General features: G+C 70.7%; 16 protein-coding genes and 1 tRNA gene. 16 read left to right on the forward strand and 1 reads right to left on the reverse strand.

All coding sequences use genetic code 11. From position 1 onward, the window contains the following. The 16 genes from nuoI (at window position 1) to cydC (ending at window position 19,943) form a co-directional block, all read left to right on the forward strand. The gene (gene nuoI, locus EIM47_RS04420; protein WP_028914712.1) at window positions 1-489 is read left to right on the forward strand and encodes an NADH-quinone oxidoreductase subunit NuoI; all 489 of its coding nucleotides are present in this window, start codon (window positions 1-3) and stop codon (window positions 487-489) included. A 7-nt stretch (window positions 490-496) separates the two neighbouring features. Then, window positions 497-1,144 (forward strand): NADH-quinone oxidoreductase subunit J, encoded by a 648-nt coding sequence (locus EIM47_RS04425; RefSeq protein WP_019398060.1) that lies wholly within the window; start codon window positions 497-499, stop codon window positions 1,142-1,144. Beyond that, window positions 1,141-1,446 (forward strand): NADH-quinone oxidoreductase subunit NuoK, encoded by a 306-nt coding sequence (gene nuoK / locus EIM47_RS04430; protein WP_028914711.1) that lies wholly within the window; start codon window positions 1,141-1,143, stop codon window positions 1,444-1,446. Before EIM47_RS04425 ends, nuoK begins: the two co-directional genes overlap by 4 nt. A gap of 181 nt (window positions 1,447-1,627) precedes the next feature. Beyond that, window positions 1,628-3,775, forward strand: coding sequence for an NADH-quinone oxidoreductase subunit L (nuoL, locus tag EIM47_RS04435; protein WP_019398058.1), 2,148 nt, complete (start codon window positions 1,628-1,630; stop codon window positions 3,773-3,775). 24 nt (window positions 3,776-3,799) lie between these two features. Further along, the gene (locus EIM47_RS04440; protein WP_019398057.1) at window positions 3,800-5,305 is read left to right on the forward strand and encodes an NADH-quinone oxidoreductase subunit M; all 1,506 of its coding nucleotides are present in this window, start codon (window positions 3,800-3,802) and stop codon (window positions 5,303-5,305) included. A 13-nt stretch (window positions 5,306-5,318) separates the two neighbouring features. Beyond that, entirely contained in the window at window positions 5,319-6,767 is a 1,449-nt protein-coding gene (gene nuoN / locus EIM47_RS04445) for an NADH-quinone oxidoreductase subunit NuoN (protein WP_026010401.1), read from the forward strand. 265 nt (window positions 6,768-7,032) lie between these two features. Beyond that, a tRNA-Met gene (locus tag EIM47_RS04450) sits at window positions 7,033-7,109 on the forward strand. 218 nt (window positions 7,110-7,327) lie between these two features. Next, window positions 7,328-7,903 (forward strand): ribosome maturation factor RimP, encoded by a 576-nt coding sequence (gene rimP, locus EIM47_RS04455; protein WP_158675197.1) that lies wholly within the window; start codon window positions 7,328-7,330, stop codon window positions 7,901-7,903. 4 nt (window positions 7,904-7,907) lie between these two features. Next, window positions 7,908-9,419 carry a transcription termination factor NusA gene (nusA, locus tag EIM47_RS04460; RefSeq protein ID WP_019398054.1) on the forward strand — a complete coding sequence of 504 codons (1,512 nt, stop codon included), beginning with the start codon at window positions 7,908-7,910 and terminating at the stop codon, window positions 9,417-9,419. 166 nt (window positions 9,420-9,585) lie between these two features. Further along, the gene (gene infB / locus EIM47_RS04465) at window positions 9,586-12,195 is read left to right on the forward strand and encodes a translation initiation factor IF-2 (RefSeq protein WP_125076248.1); all 2,610 of its coding nucleotides are present in this window, start codon (window positions 9,586-9,588) and stop codon (window positions 12,193-12,195) included. Window positions 12,196-12,358: 163 nt separating this feature from the next. After that, window positions 12,359-12,721, forward strand: a complete 363-nt coding sequence (gene rbfA, locus EIM47_RS04470; RefSeq protein ID WP_125076249.1) for a 30S ribosome-binding factor RbfA — start codon at window positions 12,359-12,361, stop codon at window positions 12,719-12,721. Between the two features lie 67 nt (window positions 12,722-12,788). Further along, window positions 12,789-13,715, forward strand: coding sequence for a tRNA pseudouridine(55) synthase TruB (gene truB / locus EIM47_RS04475; RefSeq protein ID WP_019399700.1), 927 nt, complete (start codon window positions 12,789-12,791; stop codon window positions 13,713-13,715). A gap of 180 nt (window positions 13,716-13,895) precedes the next feature. Next, window positions 13,896-14,156, forward strand: a complete 261-nt coding sequence (gene rpsO / locus EIM47_RS04480) for a 30S ribosomal protein S15 (protein ID WP_019399701.1) — start codon at window positions 13,896-13,898, stop codon at window positions 14,154-14,156. A 186-nt stretch (window positions 14,157-14,342) separates the two neighbouring features. After that, window positions 14,343-16,448: a polyribonucleotide nucleotidyltransferase gene (pnp, locus tag EIM47_RS04485; RefSeq protein WP_019399702.1), complete on the forward strand. Its 2,106-nt coding sequence runs from the start codon at window positions 14,343-14,345 to the stop codon at window positions 16,446-16,448. Between the two features lie 112 nt (window positions 16,449-16,560). Further along, complete coding sequence (cydD, locus tag EIM47_RS04490; RefSeq protein ID WP_125076250.1) at window positions 16,561-18,285, forward strand: thiol reductant ABC exporter subunit CydD; 1,725 nt, start codon at window positions 16,561-16,563, stop codon at window positions 18,283-18,285. Beyond that, a complete protein-coding gene (gene cydC / locus EIM47_RS04495; RefSeq protein WP_125076251.1) occupies window positions 18,282-19,943 on the forward strand; it encodes a thiol reductant ABC exporter subunit CydC in 1,662 nt (553 codons plus the stop codon). The genes cydD and cydC overlap by 4 nt, the downstream gene beginning before the upstream one ends. Before the next feature lie 21 nt (window positions 19,944-19,964). Here cydC and EIM47_RS04500 read toward each other — a convergent pair whose 3' ends face one another. After that, the gene (locus EIM47_RS04500; RefSeq protein WP_019399705.1) at window positions 19,965-20,624 is read right to left on the reverse strand and encodes a helix-turn-helix domain-containing protein; all 660 of its coding nucleotides are present in this window, start codon (window positions 20,622-20,624) and stop codon (window positions 19,965-19,967) included. Between the last annotated feature and the right edge of the window lie 153 nt (window positions 20,625-20,777).

A 20,777-nucleotide genomic window follows, 5' to 3' on the forward strand; every position in this document is an offset into this window, starting at 1 on the left:
ATGAACAAAGTCGTCCACTACTTCAAGAGCCTGCTGCTGCTGGAGCTGATCCAGGGCCTGGGGCTGACCCTGCGGTACCTGTTCCGTCCCAAGTACACGATGATGTACCCGATGGAGAAGTTCCCGCAGTCGCCGCGCTTCCGCGGCCTGCACGCGCTGCGGCGCTACCCGAACGGCGAGGAGCGCTGCATCGCCTGCAAGCTGTGCGAGGCGGTGTGCCCGGCGCTGGCCATCACCATCGACTCCGCGCGGCGCGAGGACGGCACCCGCCGCACCACGCGCTACGACATCGACCTGTTCAAGTGCATCTACTGCGGCTTCTGCGAGGAAAGCTGCCCGGTGGATTCGATCGTGGAGACGCACGTGATGGAATACCACTTCGAGAAGCGCGGCGAGAACATCGTCACCAAGCCGCAGCTGCTCGCCATCGGCGACCGCCTCGAGGCGGAGATCGCCGAGCGTCGCGCCGCCGACGCCGCCTACCGCTGAGGCCACGATGGACTGGATCAAGATCGCTTTCTATGCCTTCGCCGCCGTGGCCGTGGCCTCGGCCGGCGCCGTGATCAGCGTGCGCAACCCGGTCAACGCGGTGCTGTGCCTGATCCTCACCTTCTTCTCCGTGGCCTGCACCTGGCTGCTGGTCGGTGCCGAGTTCCTCGGCGTGGCCCTGATCCTGGTGTACGTCGGCGCGGTGATGGTGCTGTTCCTGTTCGTGGTGATGATGCTGGACATCGACGTCGCCGCGATCCGGGAGGGCTGGGTCCGGTTCCTGCCGGTCGGCCTGGTGGTCGCGGTGGTGATGCTGGTGCAGGTGCTGGCGCTGATCGGCGTCAAGGCCCGCTCGGCCAGCCCGTTCCCGGCGGACAACGCCGCGGCGCTGGCGGCCGAGACGTCCAACACCCGCTGGCTGGCCGAGACCCTGTTCACCGAGTACATCCTGCCGTTCGAGTTCGCCGCGGTGATCCTGACCGTGGCGGTGATCGCGGCGGTGATGATCACCCTGCGCAAGCGCACCGGCATCAAGACCCAGAACGCCTCCGAGCAGTCGCGGGTCCGGGCCGCCGACCGCCTGCGCATGGTGTCCATGCCGGCGGAGAAGCCGGCGCCGCTTGCACCCAAGGCCGAAGGGGAGGGCCAGGCATGATCACCCTCGGACACATGCTGGCGCTGGGCGCGGTGCTGTTCTGCATCAGCCTCGCGGGCATCTTCCTCAACCGCAAGAACATCATCGTCCTGCTGATGTCGATCGAGCTGATGCTGCTGTCGGTCAACATCAACTTCATCGCGTTCTCGCGCGAGCTGGGCGATGCGGCGGGGCAGCTCTTCGTGTTCTTCATCCTGACGGTCGCGGCCGCGGAAGCGGCGATCGGCCTGGCGATCCTGGTGGCGCTGTTCCGTACCCGCGGCACCATCAACGTCGCCGAGGTGGATTCGCTCAAGGGCTGACGCCCCGGGGCGGGTAGGGACGCCGCGAAAGCGGCGGGCGACAAAGACGAAGGGCGCCGCCCCGGCGGCGCCCGACCCGGCCCAGGCCGGGCGGAATTGGAAGTGGCGGCATGCGCGGCCGGCGGCTCGATCCACCGGCATCACGGCACGAACGGCACGTACTGGAACTTAGACGGCAACCATGATCATCTCCAAAACCCACCTGCTGCTGATCGTCCTGGCCCCGTTGCTGGGCAGCATCATCGCGGGTCTGTTCGGGCGCCAGGTCGGCCGCAGGGGCGCGCAGTCGGCGACCATCCTGGGCGTGGCGGTCAGCTGCGCGCTCTCGTGCTGGGTCCTGTACCAGCTGGTCGCCGGCGGCGCCGCGCCGTTCAACGAGAACGTCTACACCTTCTTCGACGTCGGCGGCTACTCGGCCCACGTCGGCTTCATGGTCGACCGCCTGACCGCGATGATGATGGTGGTCGTCACCTTCGTCTCGCTGCTGGTGCACGTGTACACCATCGGCTACATGGCCGACGACCCCGGCTACCAGCGCTTCTTCAGCTACATCTCGCTGTTCACCTTCTCGATGCTCATGCTGGTCATGGGCAACAACTTCCTGCAGCTGTTCTTCGGCTGGGAAGCGGTGGGCCTGGTCTCGTACCTGCTGATCGGCTTCTGGTTCAAGCGCCCGAGCGCGGTGTTCGCCAACATGAAGGCGTTCATCGTCAACCGCGTCGGCGACTTCGGCTTCCTGCTGGGCATCGCCGCGATCCTGTGGTGGTTCGGCACCCTGGACTACGCCACCGTGTTCGCCCGCGCGCCGATGCTGCAGGGCATGGAAGTGCAGGTCATCGAGGGCCATTCCTGGGGCGTGGCCACCATCATCTGCGTGTGCCTGTTCATCGGCGCCATGGGCAAGTCGGCGCAGGTGCCGCTGCACGTGTGGCTGCCGGACTCGATGGAAGGCCCGACCCCGATCTCGGCGCTGATCCACGCCGCGACCATGGTGACCGCCGGCATCTTCATGGTGGCGCGCATGTCGCCGCTGTTCGAGCTGTCGCAGGCGACCCTGGACTTCGTCCTGTTCGTGGGCGCCACCACCGCGTTCTTCACCGGCCTGATCGGCATCGTGCAGAACGACATCAAGCGCGTGGTCGCGTACTCGACCCTGTCGCAGCTGGGCTACATGACCGTCGCCCTGGGCGTGTCGGCCTACTCGGCGGCGGTGTTCCACCTGATGACCCACGCCTTCTTCAAGGCGCTGCTGTTCCTGGCCGCCGGCTCGGTGATCATCGGCATGCACCACGAGCAGGACATGCGCAAGATGGGCGGCCTGCGCAAGTACATGCCCGTCACCTACTGGACCAGCGTGATCGGCACCCTGGCCCTGGTCGGTACCCCGTTCTTCTCGGGCTTCTACTCCAAGGACACCATCATCGAGGCCGCGGCGCACCACGCCCACGAGGCCGGCTCCTGGGTGGCCACCTACGGCTACTGGGCGGTGATCGGCGGCGTGGTCGTCACCAGCTTCTACAGCTTCCGCCTGCTGTTCCTGACCTTCCATGGCCCGGAGCGCTTCCGCGACGCCGTCGCCCACCACGACGAGCACGCCCATGGCGCGGCCGCGCACGCCGACGCCGAGGCCCAGGGCGGCCACGACGCGCGTGCCGACGGCCATGGCCACGACGACCACGGCCACCACGGCGCGCACGAGCCGCACGAGTCGCCGTGGGTGGTGACCGTGCCGCTGGTCCTGCTGGCGATCCCGTCGATCCTGATCGGCTTCTTCACCATCGGCCCGATGCTGTTCGGCACCGACTGGCGCGGCCACCACGCCGAGGCGCTGGTCCCGGGCCAGGCCGTGAACTTCTTCACCGGCGTGATCGACTTCCTGGATCCGGCGCGCGACACCGTCGCCGCGGTCGGCCGCGAGTACTGGCACGGCCCGGTGGCCTACGCGCTGCACGGCATGCTGATGCCGGCCTTCTGGCTGACCGTCGCCGGCTTCGTGCTCGCCGCGGTGCTGTACCTGTGGAAGCCGGACGTCCCGGGCCGCCTGCGCCGCTCGCTGCACCCGCTGGTGCGCGTGCTGGAGGAGAAGTACGGCTTCGACCACCTGTGGATCAAGGGCTTCGCCGGCGGCGGCCTGGCGCTGGGCCGCGTGTCGCGCTGGATCGACAGCAAGATCGTGGACGGCCTGTTCGTCAACGGCAGCGCCCGCGTGATCGGCCTGGCCGCCGCGCTGCTGCGCCGCACCCAGTCCGGTTACCTCTACCACTATGCCTTCGCCATGATCATCGGCCTCATCGCACTGCTGGCCGTGCTCATGCGTTACTGGCAATGAACTGACTGCACGGAAGAACACGACGTGGCGAACCACCTGTTGAGTGTCCTGATCTGGCTGCCGATCATCGGCGGTGCGCTGGTGCTGGCGCTGGGCGACCGGCCCGCGGCCGCACGCTGGTCCGCGCTGGGCGTGGCCCTGCTGACCCTGGTCCTGAGCGTGGGCCTGGTGACCGGGTTCGACTATGCCGCCCCCGGGCTGCAGTTCGTCGAGAGCCATGCCTGGATCCCGGCCTACGACATCCACTACAACCTGGGCGCCGACGGCATCGCCGTCGCCCTGATCCTGCTGACGACCATCGTCACCCCGCTGGCGCTGATCGGTGCCTGGGAGTCGATCCAGAAGCGGGTCAACCAGTACGTGGCCTCGTTCCTGATCCTGGAGGGCGTGACGGTCGGCATCTTCGCCGCCACCGACGCGATCCTGTTCTACGTGTTCTTCGAGGCCATGCTGATCCCGATGTTCCTGATCATCGGCGTCTGGGGTGGTCCGCGCCGCATCTACGCGGCGATGAAGTTCTTCCTGTACACCTTCCTCGGCTCGGTGCTGATGCTGGTGGCGCTGATCTACCTGTACATCAAGGGCGGCAGCTTCCAGCTGGCCGACCTGTACGCGCTGCCGCTGAGCGCGAAGGAGCAGACCTGGATCTTCTTCGCCTTCGCCATCGCCTTCGCGGTGAAGGTGCCGATGTTCCCGGTGCACACCTGGCTGCCGGACGCGCACGTGGAGGCGCCGACCGCCGGTTCGGTGATCCTGGCCGCGATCGCGCTGAAGATCGGCGGCTACGGTTTCCTGCGCTTCAACCTGCCGATCACCCCGGACGCCGGCCACGAGTGGGCCTGGCTGATCATCGCCCTGTCGCTGATCGCGGTGATCTACGTCGGCCTGGTCGCCCTGGTCCAGGACGACATGAAGAAGCTGGTGGCGTACTCCTCCGTGGCGCACATGGGCTTCGTCACCCTGGGCAGCTTCATCGCCTTCACCCTGGTGCGCGACTTCGGCTCGGTCGACGCCGCCCGCCTGGGCCTGCAGGGCGCGATGATGCAGATGATCTCGCACGGCTTCGTCTCCGGCGCGATGTTCTCCTGCATCGGCGTGCTGTACGACCGCATGCACACCCGCCGCATCGCCGACTACGGCGGCGTGGCCAACGTGATGCCGTGGTTCGCCACCTTCGCCATGCTGTTCTTCATGGCCAACGCGGGCCTGCCGGGCACCAGCGGCTTCGTCGGCGAGTTCATGGTGGTGCTGGCCAGCTTCCAGAAGCACCCGGTGGTGGCGCTGCTGGCGGCCACGACCCTGATCACCGCGGCCGCCTACACCCTGTGGCTGTACCGCCGCGTGTTCTTCGGCGAGGTCGCCAATGCGCACGTGGCCGAGCTGAAGGACATCAACGCACGCGAAGTGCTGGTGCTGGGCGTGTTCGCCGCCGGCACCCTGCTGTTCGGCCTGTGGCCCAAGCCGCTGACCGACCTGATGGAACCGTCGATCGCGCACCTGGCGACCCAGATCGCCACCAGCAAGCTGTAAGGATTCTTCGAAGATGACCACGTCCCTCGCGATGCCGTCCGCCGCCGAGCTGGTGCCGTTGCTGCCCGAGCTGGTGCTGATCGGCGGTGCCTTCGCCCTGTTGATCGTCGACCTGTTCATCAACGCGCGCCACAAGGTGTGGACGCACTTCCTGTCGGTGCTGGTGCTGGCCGTGGTGCTGGCGATGCTGGCCACCGGCGTGGGCGGGCAGGGCGAAGTGATGTCCGGCATGTTCGTGCGCGACACCGCCGCCGACGTCATGAAGCTCGCCATCGTGCTGATGAGCGGCCTGACCCTGGTCTACGGCTGGAGCTACCTGCGCGAGCGCAACCTGTACCAGGGCGAGCTGCCGGTGCTGGTGCTGTTCGCCACCGCCGGCATGATGATGCTGGTCTCGGCCGGCAGCCTGGTGGTCGTCTACCTGGGCCTGGAGCTGCTGGCGCTGAGCTCGTACGCCCTGGTCGCCGCCGACCGCGACAACGGCCGCGCCACCGAGGCGGCGATGAAGTACATCGTGCTCGGCTCGCTGGCCTCCGGCCTGCTGCTGTACGGCATGTCGCTGGTCTACGGCGCCACCGGCACCCTGCACCTGGACGCCATCCGCGCCTCGATCGAGGGCAGCGACGAGCGCACGCTGCTGCTGACCGGCACCGCGTTCATGGTCGCCGGCGTGGCCTTCAAGCTGGGCGCCGCCCCGTTCCACATGTGGCTGCCGGACGTCTACCAGGGCGCCACCGCCCCGGTCGCGCTGTTCGTCAGCACCGCGCCCAAGCTGGCCGCCTTCGGCATGGCCTGGCGCCTGCTGGAGATGGGCGTGGGCCCGCTGGCGCCGGAATGGAAGTGGCTGCTGGCCGGCCTGTCGGCGGTGTCGCTGGTGGTCGGCAACCTGATGGCGCTGGCCCAGACCAACATCAAGCGCATGCTGGCCTATTCGACGGTCTCGCACATCGGCTACCTGCTGATGGGCCTGGCCGGCGGCGACCAGGTCGGCTACACCGCGGCGCTGTTCTACACCATCGGCTACGCGATCATGTCGGCCGCGGCCTTCGGCGTGATCATCGCGCTGTCGCGCAAGGGCTTCGAGGCGGACAACATCGACGACTTCAAGGGCCTGGCCGCGCGCAGCCCGTGGATGGCGCTGCTGATGCTGCTGGTGATGGCCTCGCTGGCCGGCGTGCCGCCGCTGCTGGGCTTCTGGACCAAGCTGGCCGTGCTGCGCGCGGCGCTGCAGGGCGGCATGCTGTGGCTGGCCATCCTCGGCGTGGTCGCGGCGGTGGTCGGCGCGTACTACTACCTGCGCGTGATCAAGGTCATGTTCTTCGACGAGCCGGCCGGCGCCCCGCTGGCGGCGCACAACGACCGCGTGCTTGGCGTGGTGCTGGGCGTCAACGCGGTGGGCCTGTTCGCCCTCGGCCTGGCCTGGGATCCGATCATGGTGTGGTGCCAGCGCGCCTTCATGTGAGGACGCGCCGCTCCGCGCGGAACACGCAAAAGCCCCCGGTTTCCCGGGGGCTTTTGCGTTGCAGGGCAGGCGGGCGCGATGCCGCGCCGCGTCTTCCGGGTGCGCGGACTGGCCATCCGCGCGGCTCGTTCATGTATAATCTCCGCGTTCCGGGACGGCCGCGCGGCCGGCTCCGGGGAGCAGGCCGCCGGCACGGGGCAGGCTCCGGAAGATGCGGCAAGGGCCTTGCATCAAGGCGCGATAGCCGGCATAATTCCGCTTCTGATGCGGGGTGGAGCAGTCTGGCAGCTCGTCGGGCTCATAACCCGAAGGTCGCAGGTTCAAATCCTGCCCCCGCTACCATGTTTCGAGGTTGTGCGGTGTTCCTGGGTTTCCAGGGCTGCGGGATCCTCAAGACTGGGCTTGCAACGGCGCATGTTCCCGCCGTTGCGCCGATTCCAGCACCATCGGATGAGAAGCCCGACAGGGCTCTCGAGCACAAGAGGCCCGCAAGGGCCTCTTGTCGTTTATGCGGCCGGCAGGCCGTGCCCCGTCCCACCGCGTTGGAGTTGCCGCCGAAGATGAGCGAAAAGACCAGCGAAATCGTCCAGTTGCTCGCCCCGACCGTGGAGTCGCTCGGGCTGGAGCTGCTGGGCGTCGAATACCTCCCGGCACCGGGCGGCGCGACCCTGCGCCTGTACATCGACGTGCCGGCCGCCGACGGCGGCGAGCCGGAGCGCACCGTCACCATCGACGACTGCGAGGCGGTCAGCCGCGAGGTGTCCGCGCAGCTGGACGTGGCCGACCCGATCTCCGGCAACTACACCCTCGAGGTGTCCTCGCCGGGCATGGACCGGCCGCTGTTCACCGCCGCGCATTTCGCCCGTTTCGCCGGCCAGCAGGCCAAGGTCGGGCTGAAGCTGCCGCAGGAAGGCCGCCGCAGGCTGCAAGGCACGATCCTGAGGGTGGAAAATGGCCAGGTGGCCTTCGCCCTGGACGGCGCGGAGTTCGTGGTGGAGCTGGACAACATCGACAAGGCCCGCCTGGTGCCCGACTGGGAGGCGCTGGGCCTGGCGCCAGGCAAGAAGCCCGGCAAGGGCGGCAATTCGGGCAAGCATTCCAACAAGCCGGCGGCCGGCAAGCCGCACGCGGAGTAAACAGATGAGCAAGGAACTTCTGCTGGTAGTTGACGCGGTCGCCAACGAAAAGGGCGTGCCGCGCGAAGTGATCTTCGAGGCGCTCGAGGCGGCCCTGGCTTCGGCCGCCAAGAAGCGCTACGTCGACCAGGACGTGCTGACCCGCGTTTCGATCGACCGCAAGGACGGCAGCTACGAGACCTTCCGCCGCTGGGAAGTGGTGGCCGACGACGTGGTGATGGAGTCGCCGGACCGGCAGATCCGCCTGATGGACGCGGTCGACGAGGCCGACGGCGTCGAGGTCGGCGACTACATCGAGGAGCAGATCGAGAACCCCGAGTTCGGCCGCATCGCCGCGCAGGCCGCCAAGCAGGTGATCGTGCAGCGCGTGCGCGAGGCCGAGCGCCAGCAGGTCGTGGACGCCTGGAAGGACCGCGTCGGCGAGCTGGTGACCGGCGTGGTCAAGCGCGTGGAGCGCGGCAACGTCTACGTCGACCTGGGCGGCAACGCCGAGGGCTTCATCCCGAAGGACAAGGGCATCCCGCGCGACGTGCTGCGCGCCGGCGACCGCGTCCGCGGCTACCTGTACGAGGTCCGCAGCGAGCCCCGCGGCCCGCAGCTGTTCATCAGCCGCGCCGCGCCGGAGTTCATGATCGAGCTGTTCAAGCTCGAGGTGCCGGAAGTCGGCCAGGGCCTGGTCGAGATCAAGGCCTGCGCCCGCGACCCGGGCGACCGCGCCAAGATCGCGGTGATCGCCCACGACAACCGCACCGATCCGATCGGCGCGTGCATCGGCATGCGCGGCTCGCGCGTGCAGGCCGTGTCCAACGAGCTCAACGGCGAGCGCGTGGACATCGTGCTGTGGAACGAGAACCCGGCCAACTTCGTCATCAACGCGATGGCGCCGGCCGAGGTGCAGTCGATCATCGTCGACGAAGAGAAGCACTCGATGGACCTGGCCGTGGCCGAGGACCGCCTGGCCCAGGCCATCGGCAAGGGTGGCCAGAACGTGCGCCTGGCCAGCCGCCTCACCGGCTGGCAGCTCAACGTGATGACCGCCGAGCAGGTGCAGGCCAAGAGCGAGGCCGAGCAGGCCGTGGCCCGCCAGCTGTTCATGGACAAGCTGGAGGTCGACGAGGAGATCGCCGGCATCCTGGTGGCCGAGGGCTTCAGCACGGTCGAGGAGATCGCCTACGTCCCGGTCGGCGAGCTGCTGGCGGTGGAGGGCTTCGACGAGGACATCGTCGAGGAACTGCGCGCCCGCGCCCGCGACGCCCTGCTCAACGAAGCCCTGGCGGTGGAGGAGCAGGAGGCCGGGGACGCCCCGGCCGAGGACCTGCTGGCGCTGGAGGGCATGGACGAGGACACCGCCTTCGCCCTGGCCGCCCATGGCGTGCGCACCGCCGAGGACCTGTCCGACCTGGCCGCCGACGAGGTGGTCGAGTTCGGCATCGAGGGCCTGGACGAGGAGCGCGCCGCGGCGTTGATCCTGGCGGCCCGCGCCGAGGAGATCGCCCGCCTGGAGCGTGGCGCATGAGCATGTCGCTGGCACGGCCGGGACGCCCCACCGGCGCCCCCGCCAGGCACCCGGAGCATGGCGCATGAGCCGGCGATGAACACCGCCCTGCACCCGCCAGGGCTTAGAATCCGCGTTTCCCTTGCTCTTTCTGGCGAGGGGGCGCCAAACAGAGCATAGGATCCGAATGTCGCAGCAAACCACCATTCGCAAGCTCGCCGAGCTGGTCAACACCCCGGTCGAGAAGCTGCTGGAGCAGCTGGCCGAGGCCGGCATGAAGTTCAGCGGTCCCGACCAGGTCGTGACCAGTGCCGAGAAGATCAAGCTGCTCGGCTTCCTGCGCCGTACCCACGGCAAGGGCTCGGCGGCTCCGGCCGAAGAGATCGCTGCGCCGAAGAAGATCACCCTGGCCCGGCGCAAGGTGCAGGAACTGACCGTCGGCGGCGGCCGCAGCAAGACCACCGTCGCCGTCGAGGTCCGCCAGAAGCGCACCTACATCAAGGCCACCGAGGCGGCTCCCCCCGAGGCGCCGGTGGACGACGAGCGCGCCGAGGTGCTGCGCAAGCTGGAGGAATCCCGCCAGCGCAACCTCGCCGAGCAGCAGCGCCTGGCCGAGCTGGACCGCCAGCGCGCCGAGGAAGCCGAGCGCAAGCGCCAGGAGGAAGAGGCCGAGCGCAAGCGCCAGGAAGAGGAGCGCAAGGCAGCCGAGGAGGCGGCCCGGCAGCAGGAGCGCGAGGCCGCGCCCGAGCCGGAGCCGGCCGAGCCGGCGCCGGCCCGTCCGGCGCGCCCGGCGCCGCGCGCGGCCGAGGACAGCCGTGCCGCGCCCAAGCACAAGGGCCGCGGCGGGCACGCCATCGCCGACGACGACGACACCCCGGCGCGCTTCGCCGGCCAGCTGCACCTGTCGGCCGCCGACCGCGCACGCCGTTCCACCGCCCGCCCGGGCGGGCGCGGCGGCAAACCGCAGCGCCGCCAGGACAGCCGCGGCGGCGGCAACGGCGGCGGCGTGGGCGGCTTCGAACGCCCGACCGCGCCGGTGGTGCGCGAGGTCGCCATCGGCGACTCGATCACCGTGGCCGACCTGGCGCAGAAGCTGGCCATGAAGGGCGGCGACGTGGTCAAGGCGCTGTTCAAGATGGGCGTGATGGCCACCATCAACCAGTCCATCGACCATGACACCGCGGTGCTGGTCACCGAAGAGCTGGGCCACAAGGCCGTGCGCGCCGAGACCGACGACGCCGAGACCGAGCTGCTGGCGCAGGTCGAGCGCGCCCAGGGCGAGCCGGCGCCGCGTCCGCCGGTGGTCACCATCATGGGCCACGTCGACCACGGCAAGACCTCGCTGCTGGACTACATCCGCCGCACCAAGGTCGCCTCGGGCGAGGCCGGCGGCATCACCCAGCACATCGGCGCCTACCACGTCGAAACGCCCAAGGGCGTGATCAGCTTCCTGGATACCCCGGGCCACGCCGCATTCACCTCGATGCGCGCGCGCGGCGCCAAGATCACCGACATCGTGGTCCTGGTGGTCGCGGCCGACGACGGCGTCATGCCGCAGACCAAGGAGGCGATCCAGCACGCGAAGGCGGCCGGCGTGCCGCTGATCGTGGCGATCAACAAGATCGACAAGTCCACGGCCGACCCGATGCGGGTCAAGAACGAACTGCTCAACGAGCAGGTCGTGGCCGAGGACTTCGGTGGCGACACCCAGATGGTGGAGCTGTCGGCCAAGACCGGCATGGGCGTGGACGACCTGCTCGACGCCATCTCGCTGCAGGCCGAACTGCTGGAGCTGAAGGCGGTGCCGGACGGCAACGCCAGCGGCGTGGTCATCGAGTCGGCGCTGGACAAGGGCCGCGGCCCGGTCGCCACCGTGCTGGTCCAGCAGGGCCAGCTGAAGAAGGGCGACTACCTGGTGTGCGGCGTGCACTACGGCCGCGTCCGCGCCCTGTTCGACGAGACCGGCGGCCAGCCGAACTCGGCCGGCCCGTCGATCCCGGTGCAGGTCCTGGGCCTGTCCGGCGTGCCGGACGCCGGCGACGACTTCGTGGTGGTCAAGGACGAGCGCCTGGCCAAGGACGTGGCGCAGCAGCGCGACGCCAAGCGCCGCGAATCGCGCCTGGTCCAGGCCGCGGGCAACCGCATGGAAGACATCATGGCGCAGATGGGCAAGGGCGAGGGCCAGCAGGTCCTCAACCTGCTGGTCAAGGCCGATGTCCAGGGCTCGGTGGAGGCGCTCAAGCAGTCGCTCACCGCGCTGTCCAACGACGAGATCCGGATCAACGTGATCAGCTCCGGCGTGGGCGGCATCACCGAGTCCGACGCCAACATCGCCGTGACCACCAAGGCCACCGTGATCGGCTTCAACGTCCGCGCCGACGCCTCGGCCCGCAAGATCATCGAGGCCAACGGCGTGGACCTGCGCTACTTCTCGATCATCTACGACGTGATCGACCAGGTGAAGCAGGTGGCTTCGGGCCTGCTGGGCGTGGAGATCCGCGAGGAGATCATCGGCATCGCCGAGGTGCGCGAGGTCTTCCGCAGCTCCAAGTTCGGCGCGGTCGCCGGCTGCATGGTCGTGGAGGGCGTGGTCAAGCGGAACAAGCCGATCCGCGTGCTGCGCGACAACACGGTCATCTTCGAGGGCGAGCTGGAATCGCTGCGCCGCTTCAAGGAGAACGTGGACGAGGTGCGCAGCGGCACCGAGTGCGGCATCGGCGTGAAGGAGTACAACGACGTCAAGCCGGGCGACCAGATCGAGTGCTTCGAGCGCATCGAGGTCCAGCGCACGCTGTGACCTGCGCGGCGCCGGCGGCCATGGAGGCCGTGCCGGCGCCCGCGACGACGGGACGGCCCTCGCGGCCGTCCCGCCGTTTCCGGGCCGCCACCTGGCGGCCTGCAGTGGCGGGCCGCCGGCCCGCAGGCAAGACCGGGCGCCGCGCCCGGCAAGGAGTCCGCAGATGCCGACCAAATCCTTCCATCGAACCGACCGCGTCTCGGCGCAGCTGCGCCGCGAACTGGGCACCCTGGTGCACGAGGCCGTGCGCGAGCACGGGCTGCCGTCGGTGAGCGTGTCCGACGTGGAAGTCACCCGCGACCTGGCCCATGCCAAGGTGTTCGTCACCGCGCTGCTGCCGGACCGTTCGGCCGAGGCGGTCAAGGCGCTCAAGGAGATGGCGCGCGAGCTGCGCATGGAACTGGCCCGCCGGGTCAAGCTGCGCCACGTGCCGGAGCTGCACTTCCATTACGACGATTCGGTCGACCGCGGCGAGCGCATCGAGATCCTGCTGAAGGAAAACCCGCCGGCCCCGGCCGAAGAGTAAGGTTCCACGCCGTCCCGGCCGGCGCCGGCCTCCCGGGCCGGCCACCCGGCCGCCAGGACGTTGCCCGATGACCCGCACCAAGACCAAGTTCCGTCCGCTCGACGGCATCCTGCTGCTGGACAAGCCCGCGGGGATGAGTTCCAACGCCGCCCTGCAGGCGGCCCGCCGCCTGTTCCGTGCCGAGAAGGGCGGCCATACCGGCAGCCTCGACCCGCTGGCCACCGGCCTGCTGCCGCTGTGCTTCGGCGAGGCCACCAAGCTGGCCGGCCTGCTGCTGGGCTCGGACAAGGCCTACGAGGCCGGGATCGTGCTCGGCACCACCACCGACACCGACGATGCCGACGGCCAGGTGCTGCGCCAGCGGCCGGTCCCCGGGCTGGACCATGCCGCGGTCGTGGGCGCGCTGGCCGGCTTCGTCGGCACCCTGCAGCAGCGCGCCCCGGTGTACTCGGCGCTCAAGCAGGGCGGCGAGCCGCTGTACGCCCGCGCCCGCCGCGGCGAGGTGATCGAGGCCCCGGTGCGCCAGGTGCAGGTCCACGCCATCGAGCTGCTGGAGATGCAGCCGGCCTTCCTGCGCCTGCGCGTGACCTGCGGCACGGGCACCTACATCCGCAGCCTGGCCCGCGACCTGGGCGAGGTCCTGGGCTGCGGCGCGCACATCGCCAGCCTGCGCCGGCTGTGGGTGGAGCCCTTCACCGCGCCGGCCATGTTCACCCTGGAGCAGCTGCAGCAGCTCGCGGAGGAGGGCGGCGAAGCCGCGCTCGAGGCCTGCCTGCTGCCGCTGGAGGCGGGCCTGGCGGGCTTCCCGCGGGTCGACCTGGATGCCGCCCAGGCCGCGCGCCTGGGCCAGGGCCAGCGCCTGCGCGGGCCCTGGGCCGCGGCCGACCCGGTGGCGGTCCATGGCCCCGACGGCAAGGCGCTGGGGCTGGGACGGGTGGAGCCGGGCGGGCTGCTGGCGCCGCAACGGCTGTTCAGGAACACCGCCGGGGCCTGAGGCGGCCGCCCGGCGGCACCGGTTTTGCCTTGTTCGGCCCCCGGCGGGGGGTTACAATTCGCGCGCCTTTTTTCCCAGGCAATCATTCCCGCCGGTTCCAAGGGCGGCCTTCAAGCAAGCGGCGGGCCAGGCGGTGCGCACCAGCGCGTTCCTGCCAGCCTCGCATCCAAGAGAGAAACCATGTCCATCGACACCCAGAAGATCATCGCCGACAACGCGCGCGGCGCCAACGACACCGGCTCCCCGGAAGTCCAGGTCGCCCTGCTGACCGCCCGCATCGAGCAGCTGACCGAGCACTTCAAGATCCACAAGAAGGACCACCACAGCCGCCGTGGCCTGCTGCAGCTGGTCAACCGCCGCCGCAGCCTGCTCGACTACCTCAAGCGCAAGGACAACGAGCGCTACAAGGCCCTGATCGAGAAGCTCGGCCTGCGTCGCTGACGTACCTTCCCGCCGCGGCGCAGAGATGCGCCGCGGTTTGCATTTGGGCGCCGGCAAAGCACCGCGGGCGCCCGTCCCCGGGACCACCGGGGCGCAACACCCGCAAGCGGCCGGGCTTCTCCGGCCACCCGTTGCCGGCAAGGGCCGTCACCGGTCAATCGCAAGCAGATTCCCCAAGGAACCGACGTGGCAAAAATCACCAAAACCTTCCAGTACGGCAAACACACCGTGACCCTGGAAACGGGCGAGGTCGCCCGCCAGGCCAGTGGCGCCGTCATCGTCAAGATGGACGACACCGTACTGCTGGTCACCGCCGTCGCCGCCAAGAGCGCGCGTGAAGGCCAGGACTTCTTCCCGCTCACCGTTGACTACCAGGAGAAGTTCTACGCCGGCGGCCGCATCCCCGGCGGCTTCTTCAAGCGCGAAGGCCGTCCGACCGAGAAGGAAACGCTGGTTTCGCGCCTGATCGACCGCCCGATCCGCCCGCTGTTCCCCGAGGAATACAAGAACGAGGTCCAGATCATCGCCACGGTGATGTCGCTGAACCCGGAGATCGACGGCGACATCCCGGCCCTGATCGGCGCCTCCGCGGCGCTGTCGCTGGCCGGCACCCCGTTCAAGGGCCCGATCGGCGCCGCCAAGGTCGGCTACAAGGACGGCCAGTACATCCTCAACCCGACCACCTCCGAGCTGGCCGAGTCCAAGCTGGAGCTGGTCGTCGCCGGCACCGCCAACGCCGTGCTGATGGTCGAGTCCGAGGCCCAGCTGCTGAGCGAGGAAGTGATGCTCGGCGCGGTCACCTTCGGCCACCGCGAGATGCAGAAGGTCATCAACGCGATCAACGAGCTGGTCGCCGAGGCCGGCGTCAAGCCCAGCGACTGGGTGCCGCCGGCGAAGAACGAGGCGCTGGTCGCCGCGCTGAAGCAGGCCGTCGGCAACCGCCTGGCCGAGGCCTTCAAGATCCGCGACAAGCTGGAGCGCCGCGACGCCATCGCCGCGATCAAGAAGGATGTCAGCGAGCAGCTGGCCGAGCGCGTGGCGGCCGAGGGCTGGGACCCGGCCGAGGTGGCCAAGGAGTTCGGCGAGCTGGAGTACCGCACCATGCGCGACGCGGTCCTGGAGACCAAGGTCCGCATCGACGGCCGCGCCCTGGACACCGTGCGCCCGATCACCGTGAAGACCGGCGTGCTGCCGCGTACCCACGGCTCGGCCATGTTCACCCGCGGCGAGACCCAGGCCATCGTGGTCACCACCCTGGGCACCGCCCGCGACGGCCAGATCATCGACGCCGTCAGCGGCGAGTACCGCGAGAACTTCCTGTTCCACTACAACTTCCCGCCGTACTCGGTGGGCGAGTGCGGCCGCTTCGGCGCGCCCAAGCGCCGCGAGATCGGCCACGGCCGCCTGGCCAAGCGCGGCGTGCTGGCGGTGATGCCGACCCTCGAGGAGTTCCCGTACACCGTGCGCGTGGTCTCGGAGATCACCGAGTCCAACGGTTCCTCGTCCATGGCCTCGGTCTGCGGCAGCTCGCTGGCGCTGATGGACGCCGGCGTGCCGGTGAAGGCCCCGGTGGCGGGCATCGCCATGGGCCTGGTGAAGGAAGGCGACCGCTTCGTGGTGCTGTCGGACATCCTCGGCGACGAGGACCACCTGGGCGACATGGACTTCAAGGTCGCCGGCACCGCCGACGGCGTGTCCGCCCTGCAGATGGACATCAAGATCGAGGGCATCACCGAGGAGATCATGAAGCAGGCCCTGGAGCAGGCCAAGGCCGGCCGCCTGCACATCCTCGGCGAGATGGCCAAGGCCATCACCGCGCCGCGCGCCGAGCTGTCGGAGTTCGCGCCGCGCCTGCTGACCATCAAGATCCACCCGGACAAGATCCGCGAGGTGATCGGCAAGGGGGGCGCCACCATCCAGGGCATCACCAAGGAGACCGGCACCCAGATCGACATCCAGGACGACGGCACCATCGTCATCGCCTCGGTCAACGCCGCCGCCGCCCAGGCCGCCAAGGCCCGCATCGAGCAGATCACCTCGGACGTGGAGCCGGGCCGGATCTACGAGGGCAAGGTCGCCAAGATCATGGACTTCGGCGCGTTCGTGACCATCCTGCCGGGCAAGGACGGCCTGGTGCACGTCTCGCAGATCTCCAGCGAGCGCGTGGAGAAGGTCTCCGACAAGCTCAAGGAAGGCGACGTGGTCAAGGTCAAGGTGCTGGAAGTCGACAAGCAGGGCCGCATCCGCCTGTCGATCAAGGCCGTCGAGGAAGGCGAGGGCGTGGCGCAGTAAGCGCCGCCACATCGCCGGATACGCGCAAGGAGCGGGCTACGGCCCGCTCTTTGCGTTTGCGGTCACGCCATCGGCCCTAGACTGCCGGAATTCCGGGAGCGAGGGACCGCCGTTGGCCGTGACCGCCGATCCAGCCGCAACCGACGACCAGGACGCCCGCGTCCGGCGCGAGCGCTGGCTGGACGGACTGGGCGACGCCGCTCGCGGCGCGCGGCGGCTGGCGGTGGCCTGCACCGTGGCCGGCGGCTGGCTGCTGTTGCCGCAGGCCTGGGCGATCGCCGTGCTGCTGGATGCGGTGCTGGCGCGGGGCCGGGGCCTGGACGGGACGCTGCCGCTGTTCCTGCTGCTGGGGGGCTGCCTGGCTACGCGCGCGGTGCTGGCCTGGCGCGCCGGCATTGCCGCCGGCGACCTGGCCGAAGGCGTGCGCCAAGAACTGCGCCGGCGCGCATGGGCGGCGCTGCATGCGCGCGGCCCGCGCTGGTTGCGCCGCCAGCGCAGCGGGGCGCTGGCCGAACTGGTGCTGTCGCATGCCGAGGCGGCCGGCGACTACCACGCCGGGTACCGCCTGGCACGCGCCGAGGTCGCGTGGGTGCCGCCGGTCCTGCTGCTGGCGGTGGCCGCCGCCGACCTCGTGCCGGGCCTGCTGCTGCTGTTCGCCGCGCCGCTGCTGCCGGTCTCGATGGCGCTGGTCGGGTGGGGCGCCGAATCCGCCAGCCGCGCGCAGCTGGCCGAGCTGGCACGGATGGGCGGGCATTTCGCCGACCGCCTGCGCGGGCTGGGCCTGATCCGGCTGTACGGCCGCGGCGAGGCGGAACTGGCCGGAATCGCCGCCGCGGCGGAGGGCCTGCGCGAGCGCAGCATGCGCGTGCTGCGCATCGTCTTCCTGTCCTCGGCGGTGCTGGAATTCTTCGCCTCGCTGAGCGTGGCGATGGTGGCGCTGTATTTCGGCCTCGGCTACCTGGGCATGTTGCCGCTGGAGCTGGCCCCGGACCTGCGCACCGGCCTGTTCTGCCTGCTGCTGGCGCCGGATTTCTTCGCCCCGATGCGCCGGCTGGGCACGCATTACCACGATCGCGCCGCCGCCCTGGCCGCGGCGGCGGAAGTGGAGGACGTGCTTGGCCGGTTGCCGGGCGTGGCCGCCCCTGCGCACGCGCCGGAACCGGCGCCGGAGCCTCCAGCGACCGGCGCCCGGCCAGCGCCGCTGTTGCGGGTGCATGCGTTGGCCCTGGCACCCGAGCCCGGGGCCAGGCCGCTGTTCGAGGGTCTGGAATTCGAGCTGCGGCCCGGCGAACGGCTGGCCCTCGCCGGGCCCAGCGGCTGCGGCAAGAGCCTGCTGCTGGAGGCCATCGCCGGCTGGGTCGCGCCGCTGGAGGGCCGCATCGCGATCGCCGGGGGCGTGCGTTGCGGCCATGCCGGGCAGCGACCCTGGCTGTTCCAGGACAGCCTGGCCGGCAACCTGCGCCTGGCCGCTGCGCAGGATGCGGGCGACCTGCACGCCGCGGCCGAGGCTGCCCAGGTGCTGCGCTTTGCCCGGCAGTTGCCGCGCGGGCTGGACACGCCGGTCGGCGAGCGCGGCTACGGCCTGTCCGGCGGCGAGGCGCGGCGCGTGGCCCTGGCGCGGGCGCTGCTGCGGCGGCCGCAACTGCTGTTGCTGGACGAACCGACCGCGTTCCTCGATCCGGGCACCGAAGCGGCCCTGCTGGAAGCGCTGGCGTGCCATGCGCCCGGCTGCGCGGTGCTGGTGGCCACCCACAGCCCGCGGGTGATGCGCTGGGCCGGGCGCGTGCTGGATCTGCCGTCCGGGCGCATCCGCCCGGCGCTGGGGGTGGCGCCATGAGCCGGCACGAGGACCCGCTGCAGCCGTTCCCACCGGGGCGGCGGGCGCGCATGGCCGCGGTGGTCGCCGTGCTGCTGGCGACCATGCTGGCCGGCACCGCGCTGCTGGGCCTGGCCGGCGGCTTCATCACCGCCTGCGCGCTGGCCGCGGGGGCCGCCAGCGGCTTCAACTTCTTCTCGCCCTCGGCCGGGATCCGCGCGCTGACCTTCGCCCGCATCGCCTCGCGGTACTTCGAGAAGCTGCTCGGCCACGACGCCATGCTGCGCCTGGCGCGCGACCTGCGCAGCTGGTTCTTCCGCCGCGCCCTGCCGCTGGCCCCTGCGCGGCTGGGACGGATGCGTACCGGCGCGCTGATGGCGCGGTTGCTGGACGACATCGCGCAGGTGGAAGGGCGGCTGGTACGCGCGCTGGGGCCGCTGCTGGCAATGCTCGGCCTCGGCCTGGCGGCGGTCGCCTGGGCGGCCTGGACCCTGCCGGAAGCCGGCCTGGTGCTGGCCGCGGCGATGCTGCTGCTGGGGCCGGCTTCGGCCCTGCCGGTGGCCTGGGACGGGTTGCGCCGCGAGGCGCGCGACGTGCGCCTGCAGGAGCGCCTGCGGGTGCGGGTGCACGAGGGCATCGAGGGGGCCGCGGACCTGGCTGCGATGGGCGCCACCCGGGCCTGGGCGGCGCGGGTGGACGCGGCGGCCGCGCGCCTGGCACGGGCCGGACGCCAGCGCCAGCGTCGCGTTTCCGCCGCCGCAATGGGCATGTCGCTGGTTGGCGCGGCCACCTTGCTGGCGATGCTCGCGCTGTCGCTGCAGGCCGCGCACGCGGGGCGGATCGGGGCGGTCGAGGCGGCCGCCCTGGGCTTCGCCACCCTGGCCCTGCTGGAAACCTGGGCCGGTGCCGGCCTGGCCTGGCAGGCGTTGCTGGCCGGGCAGGCCTCGGCGCGCCGCCTGCACGCGCTGGTCGCGCAGCCGCCGCCGGTGGGCGATCCGCCGCGGCCGGTGCCAGTGCCGGAGCGCGGCGCGCTGCACCTGGAAGAGGTGTGTTTCGCCCATCCGGACGGGCGCGCCCTGCTGGACGGGCTGGACCTGCGCCTGCGCCCCGGGGAGCGGGTGGTGGTGGCCGGCGACAGCGGCAGCGGCAAGAGCACCCTACTGGCCCTGGTATTGCGCGTGCTCGAGCCGCAGGCCGGGCGTATCGCCTGGGCCGGGATCGACCTGCGCCGGTTCCACCAGGCCGACTGGCATGCGCGCCTGGCCTGGGCGCCGCAGGACGCGCCGGTGTTCGCCGGCAGCGTGCGCGCCAACCTGCGGATGGGCGATCCGCAGGCCGGCGAGGCGGCGATGTGGCGCGCGCTCGAAGCCCTGCGCCTGGACGCACGGGTGCGCGCCGCCGGCGGGCTGGACTGCGAGGCCGGCGAGGGTGGGGCGCTGTTGTCCGGCGGCGAGGCGCGGCGGCTGGCGCTGGCCCGCGCCCTGCTCAGGCCCGGGCCGCTGCTGCTGCTGGACGAACCGCTGGAAGGCCTGGACGTGGACGCCGCCGAAGCCCTGCTGCTGGACCTGGAGCGGGCGCTGGGGCGGCGCAGCCTGCTGCTGGTCTCGCACGCGCCGGTGCCGGCCGCGCTGCCGTGGCGGCGGCTGCGGCTGGAGCAGGGGCGCTTGCAGGAGGTGTAGCGCGGGTTGCGCGGCGCCGGATCAGGCCGCGCGCAGGGACTCGAGCCCGGCGAAATCCAGGATCTCGATGCGGTAGGTCTCCGGCACCGCGATCAGGCCCTTGCCGCGCAGGGTGGTAAGGCAGCGGCTGACCGTTTCCACGGTCAGGCCCAGGTGGTCGGCGATGTCGGCGCGCGGCATCGGCAGCGCTACCATCGGGCCGGGGTTGCCGGCGCGCGCCTCGCGCGCGGCCAGCTTGAGCAGGAAGTCGGCCATGCGCTCGATCGGGTTCATGCGCGCCAGGGCCATCATCTGGTCGCGGGCCGAGTCCAGCTCCACGCAGGCGCGCTCGAACAGCTTCTCGCGCAGCTGCGGATAGCGCTCGCCCAGGCGCCGCATCGCGTCGATGCCGAAGCGGCACAGCTCGGTCTCGCCCAGCGCCTCCACGTCGTGGCGGTAGGTCGGCGAACCGCTGAGGCCGACGAAATCGCCCGGCAGGGCGAAGCCGGCCACCTGGCGGCGGCCGTCGGCGGCCAGCCGCACCATGCGCAGCGCGCCGCGGACCACGGTGAACACGTGCCGGCGCGGATCGCCCTGCCGGGCCAGCACCGCGCCAGGGCCCAGCAGCTGGCTGCTGGCCTCCGCGTCCAGCGCGTGCATCTCCTCGTGGGTGAGGACCGAGCACACGGCGAGGTGGCGCACCTGGCAGTGCGCGCAGGGGCCCAGCGGTCCTGCCTCGTCGGGAGGCGGGGTGAGGCAGGGGCTATCAAACGGAGGCCAGGCCATTACGGGCACGCAGGACAGGGTGCGCGCCATTGTACCCCGCCGGGGCGATCCACGCGCCGCCAGCAGGCA

This window comes from Pseudoxanthomonas sp. SGT-18, from assembly GCF_003931645.1.
Lineage (GTDB): Bacteria > Pseudomonadota > Gammaproteobacteria > Xanthomonadales > Xanthomonadaceae > Pseudoxanthomonas.

What these genes read in the sequence shown, in the direction of transcription:
- rbfA (WP_125076249.1), top strand. Translation starts at nt 12,359, where the DNA reads ATGCCGACCAAATCCTTCCATCGAACCGACCGCGTCTCGGCGCAGCTG.
- nuoI (WP_028914712.1), top strand. Translation starts at nt 1, where the DNA reads ATGAACAAAGTCGTCCACTACTTCAAGAGCCTGCTGCTGCTGGAGCTG.
- rpsO (WP_019399701.1), top strand. Translation starts at nt 13,896, where the DNA reads ATGTCCATCGACACCCAGAAGATCATCGCCGACAACGCGCGCGGCGCC.
- rimP (WP_158675197.1), top strand. Translation starts at nt 7,328, where the DNA reads ATGAGCGAAAAGACCAGCGAAATCGTCCAGTTGCTCGCCCCGACCGTG.
- EIM47_RS04425 (WP_019398060.1), top strand. Translation starts at nt 497, where the DNA reads ATGGACTGGATCAAGATCGCTTTCTATGCCTTCGCCGCCGTGGCCGTG.
- nuoN (WP_026010401.1), top strand. Translation starts at nt 5,319, where the DNA reads ATGACCACGTCCCTCGCGATGCCGTCCGCCGCCGAGCTGGTGCCGTTG.
- nusA (WP_019398054.1), top strand. Translation starts at nt 7,908, where the DNA reads ATGAGCAAGGAACTTCTGCTGGTAGTTGACGCGGTCGCCAACGAAAAG.
- cydC (WP_125076251.1), top strand. Translation starts at nt 18,282, where the DNA reads ATGAGCCGGCACGAGGACCCGCTGCAGCCGTTCCCACCGGGGCGGCGG.
- truB (WP_019399700.1), top strand. Translation starts at nt 12,789, where the DNA reads ATGACCCGCACCAAGACCAAGTTCCGTCCGCTCGACGGCATCCTGCTG.
- nuoL (WP_019398058.1), top strand. Translation starts at nt 1,628, where the DNA reads ATGATCATCTCCAAAACCCACCTGCTGCTGATCGTCCTGGCCCCGTTG.
- nuoK (WP_028914711.1), top strand. Translation starts at nt 1,141, where the DNA reads ATGATCACCCTCGGACACATGCTGGCGCTGGGCGCGGTGCTGTTCTGC.
- infB (WP_125076248.1), top strand. Translation starts at nt 9,586, where the DNA reads ATGTCGCAGCAAACCACCATTCGCAAGCTCGCCGAGCTGGTCAACACC.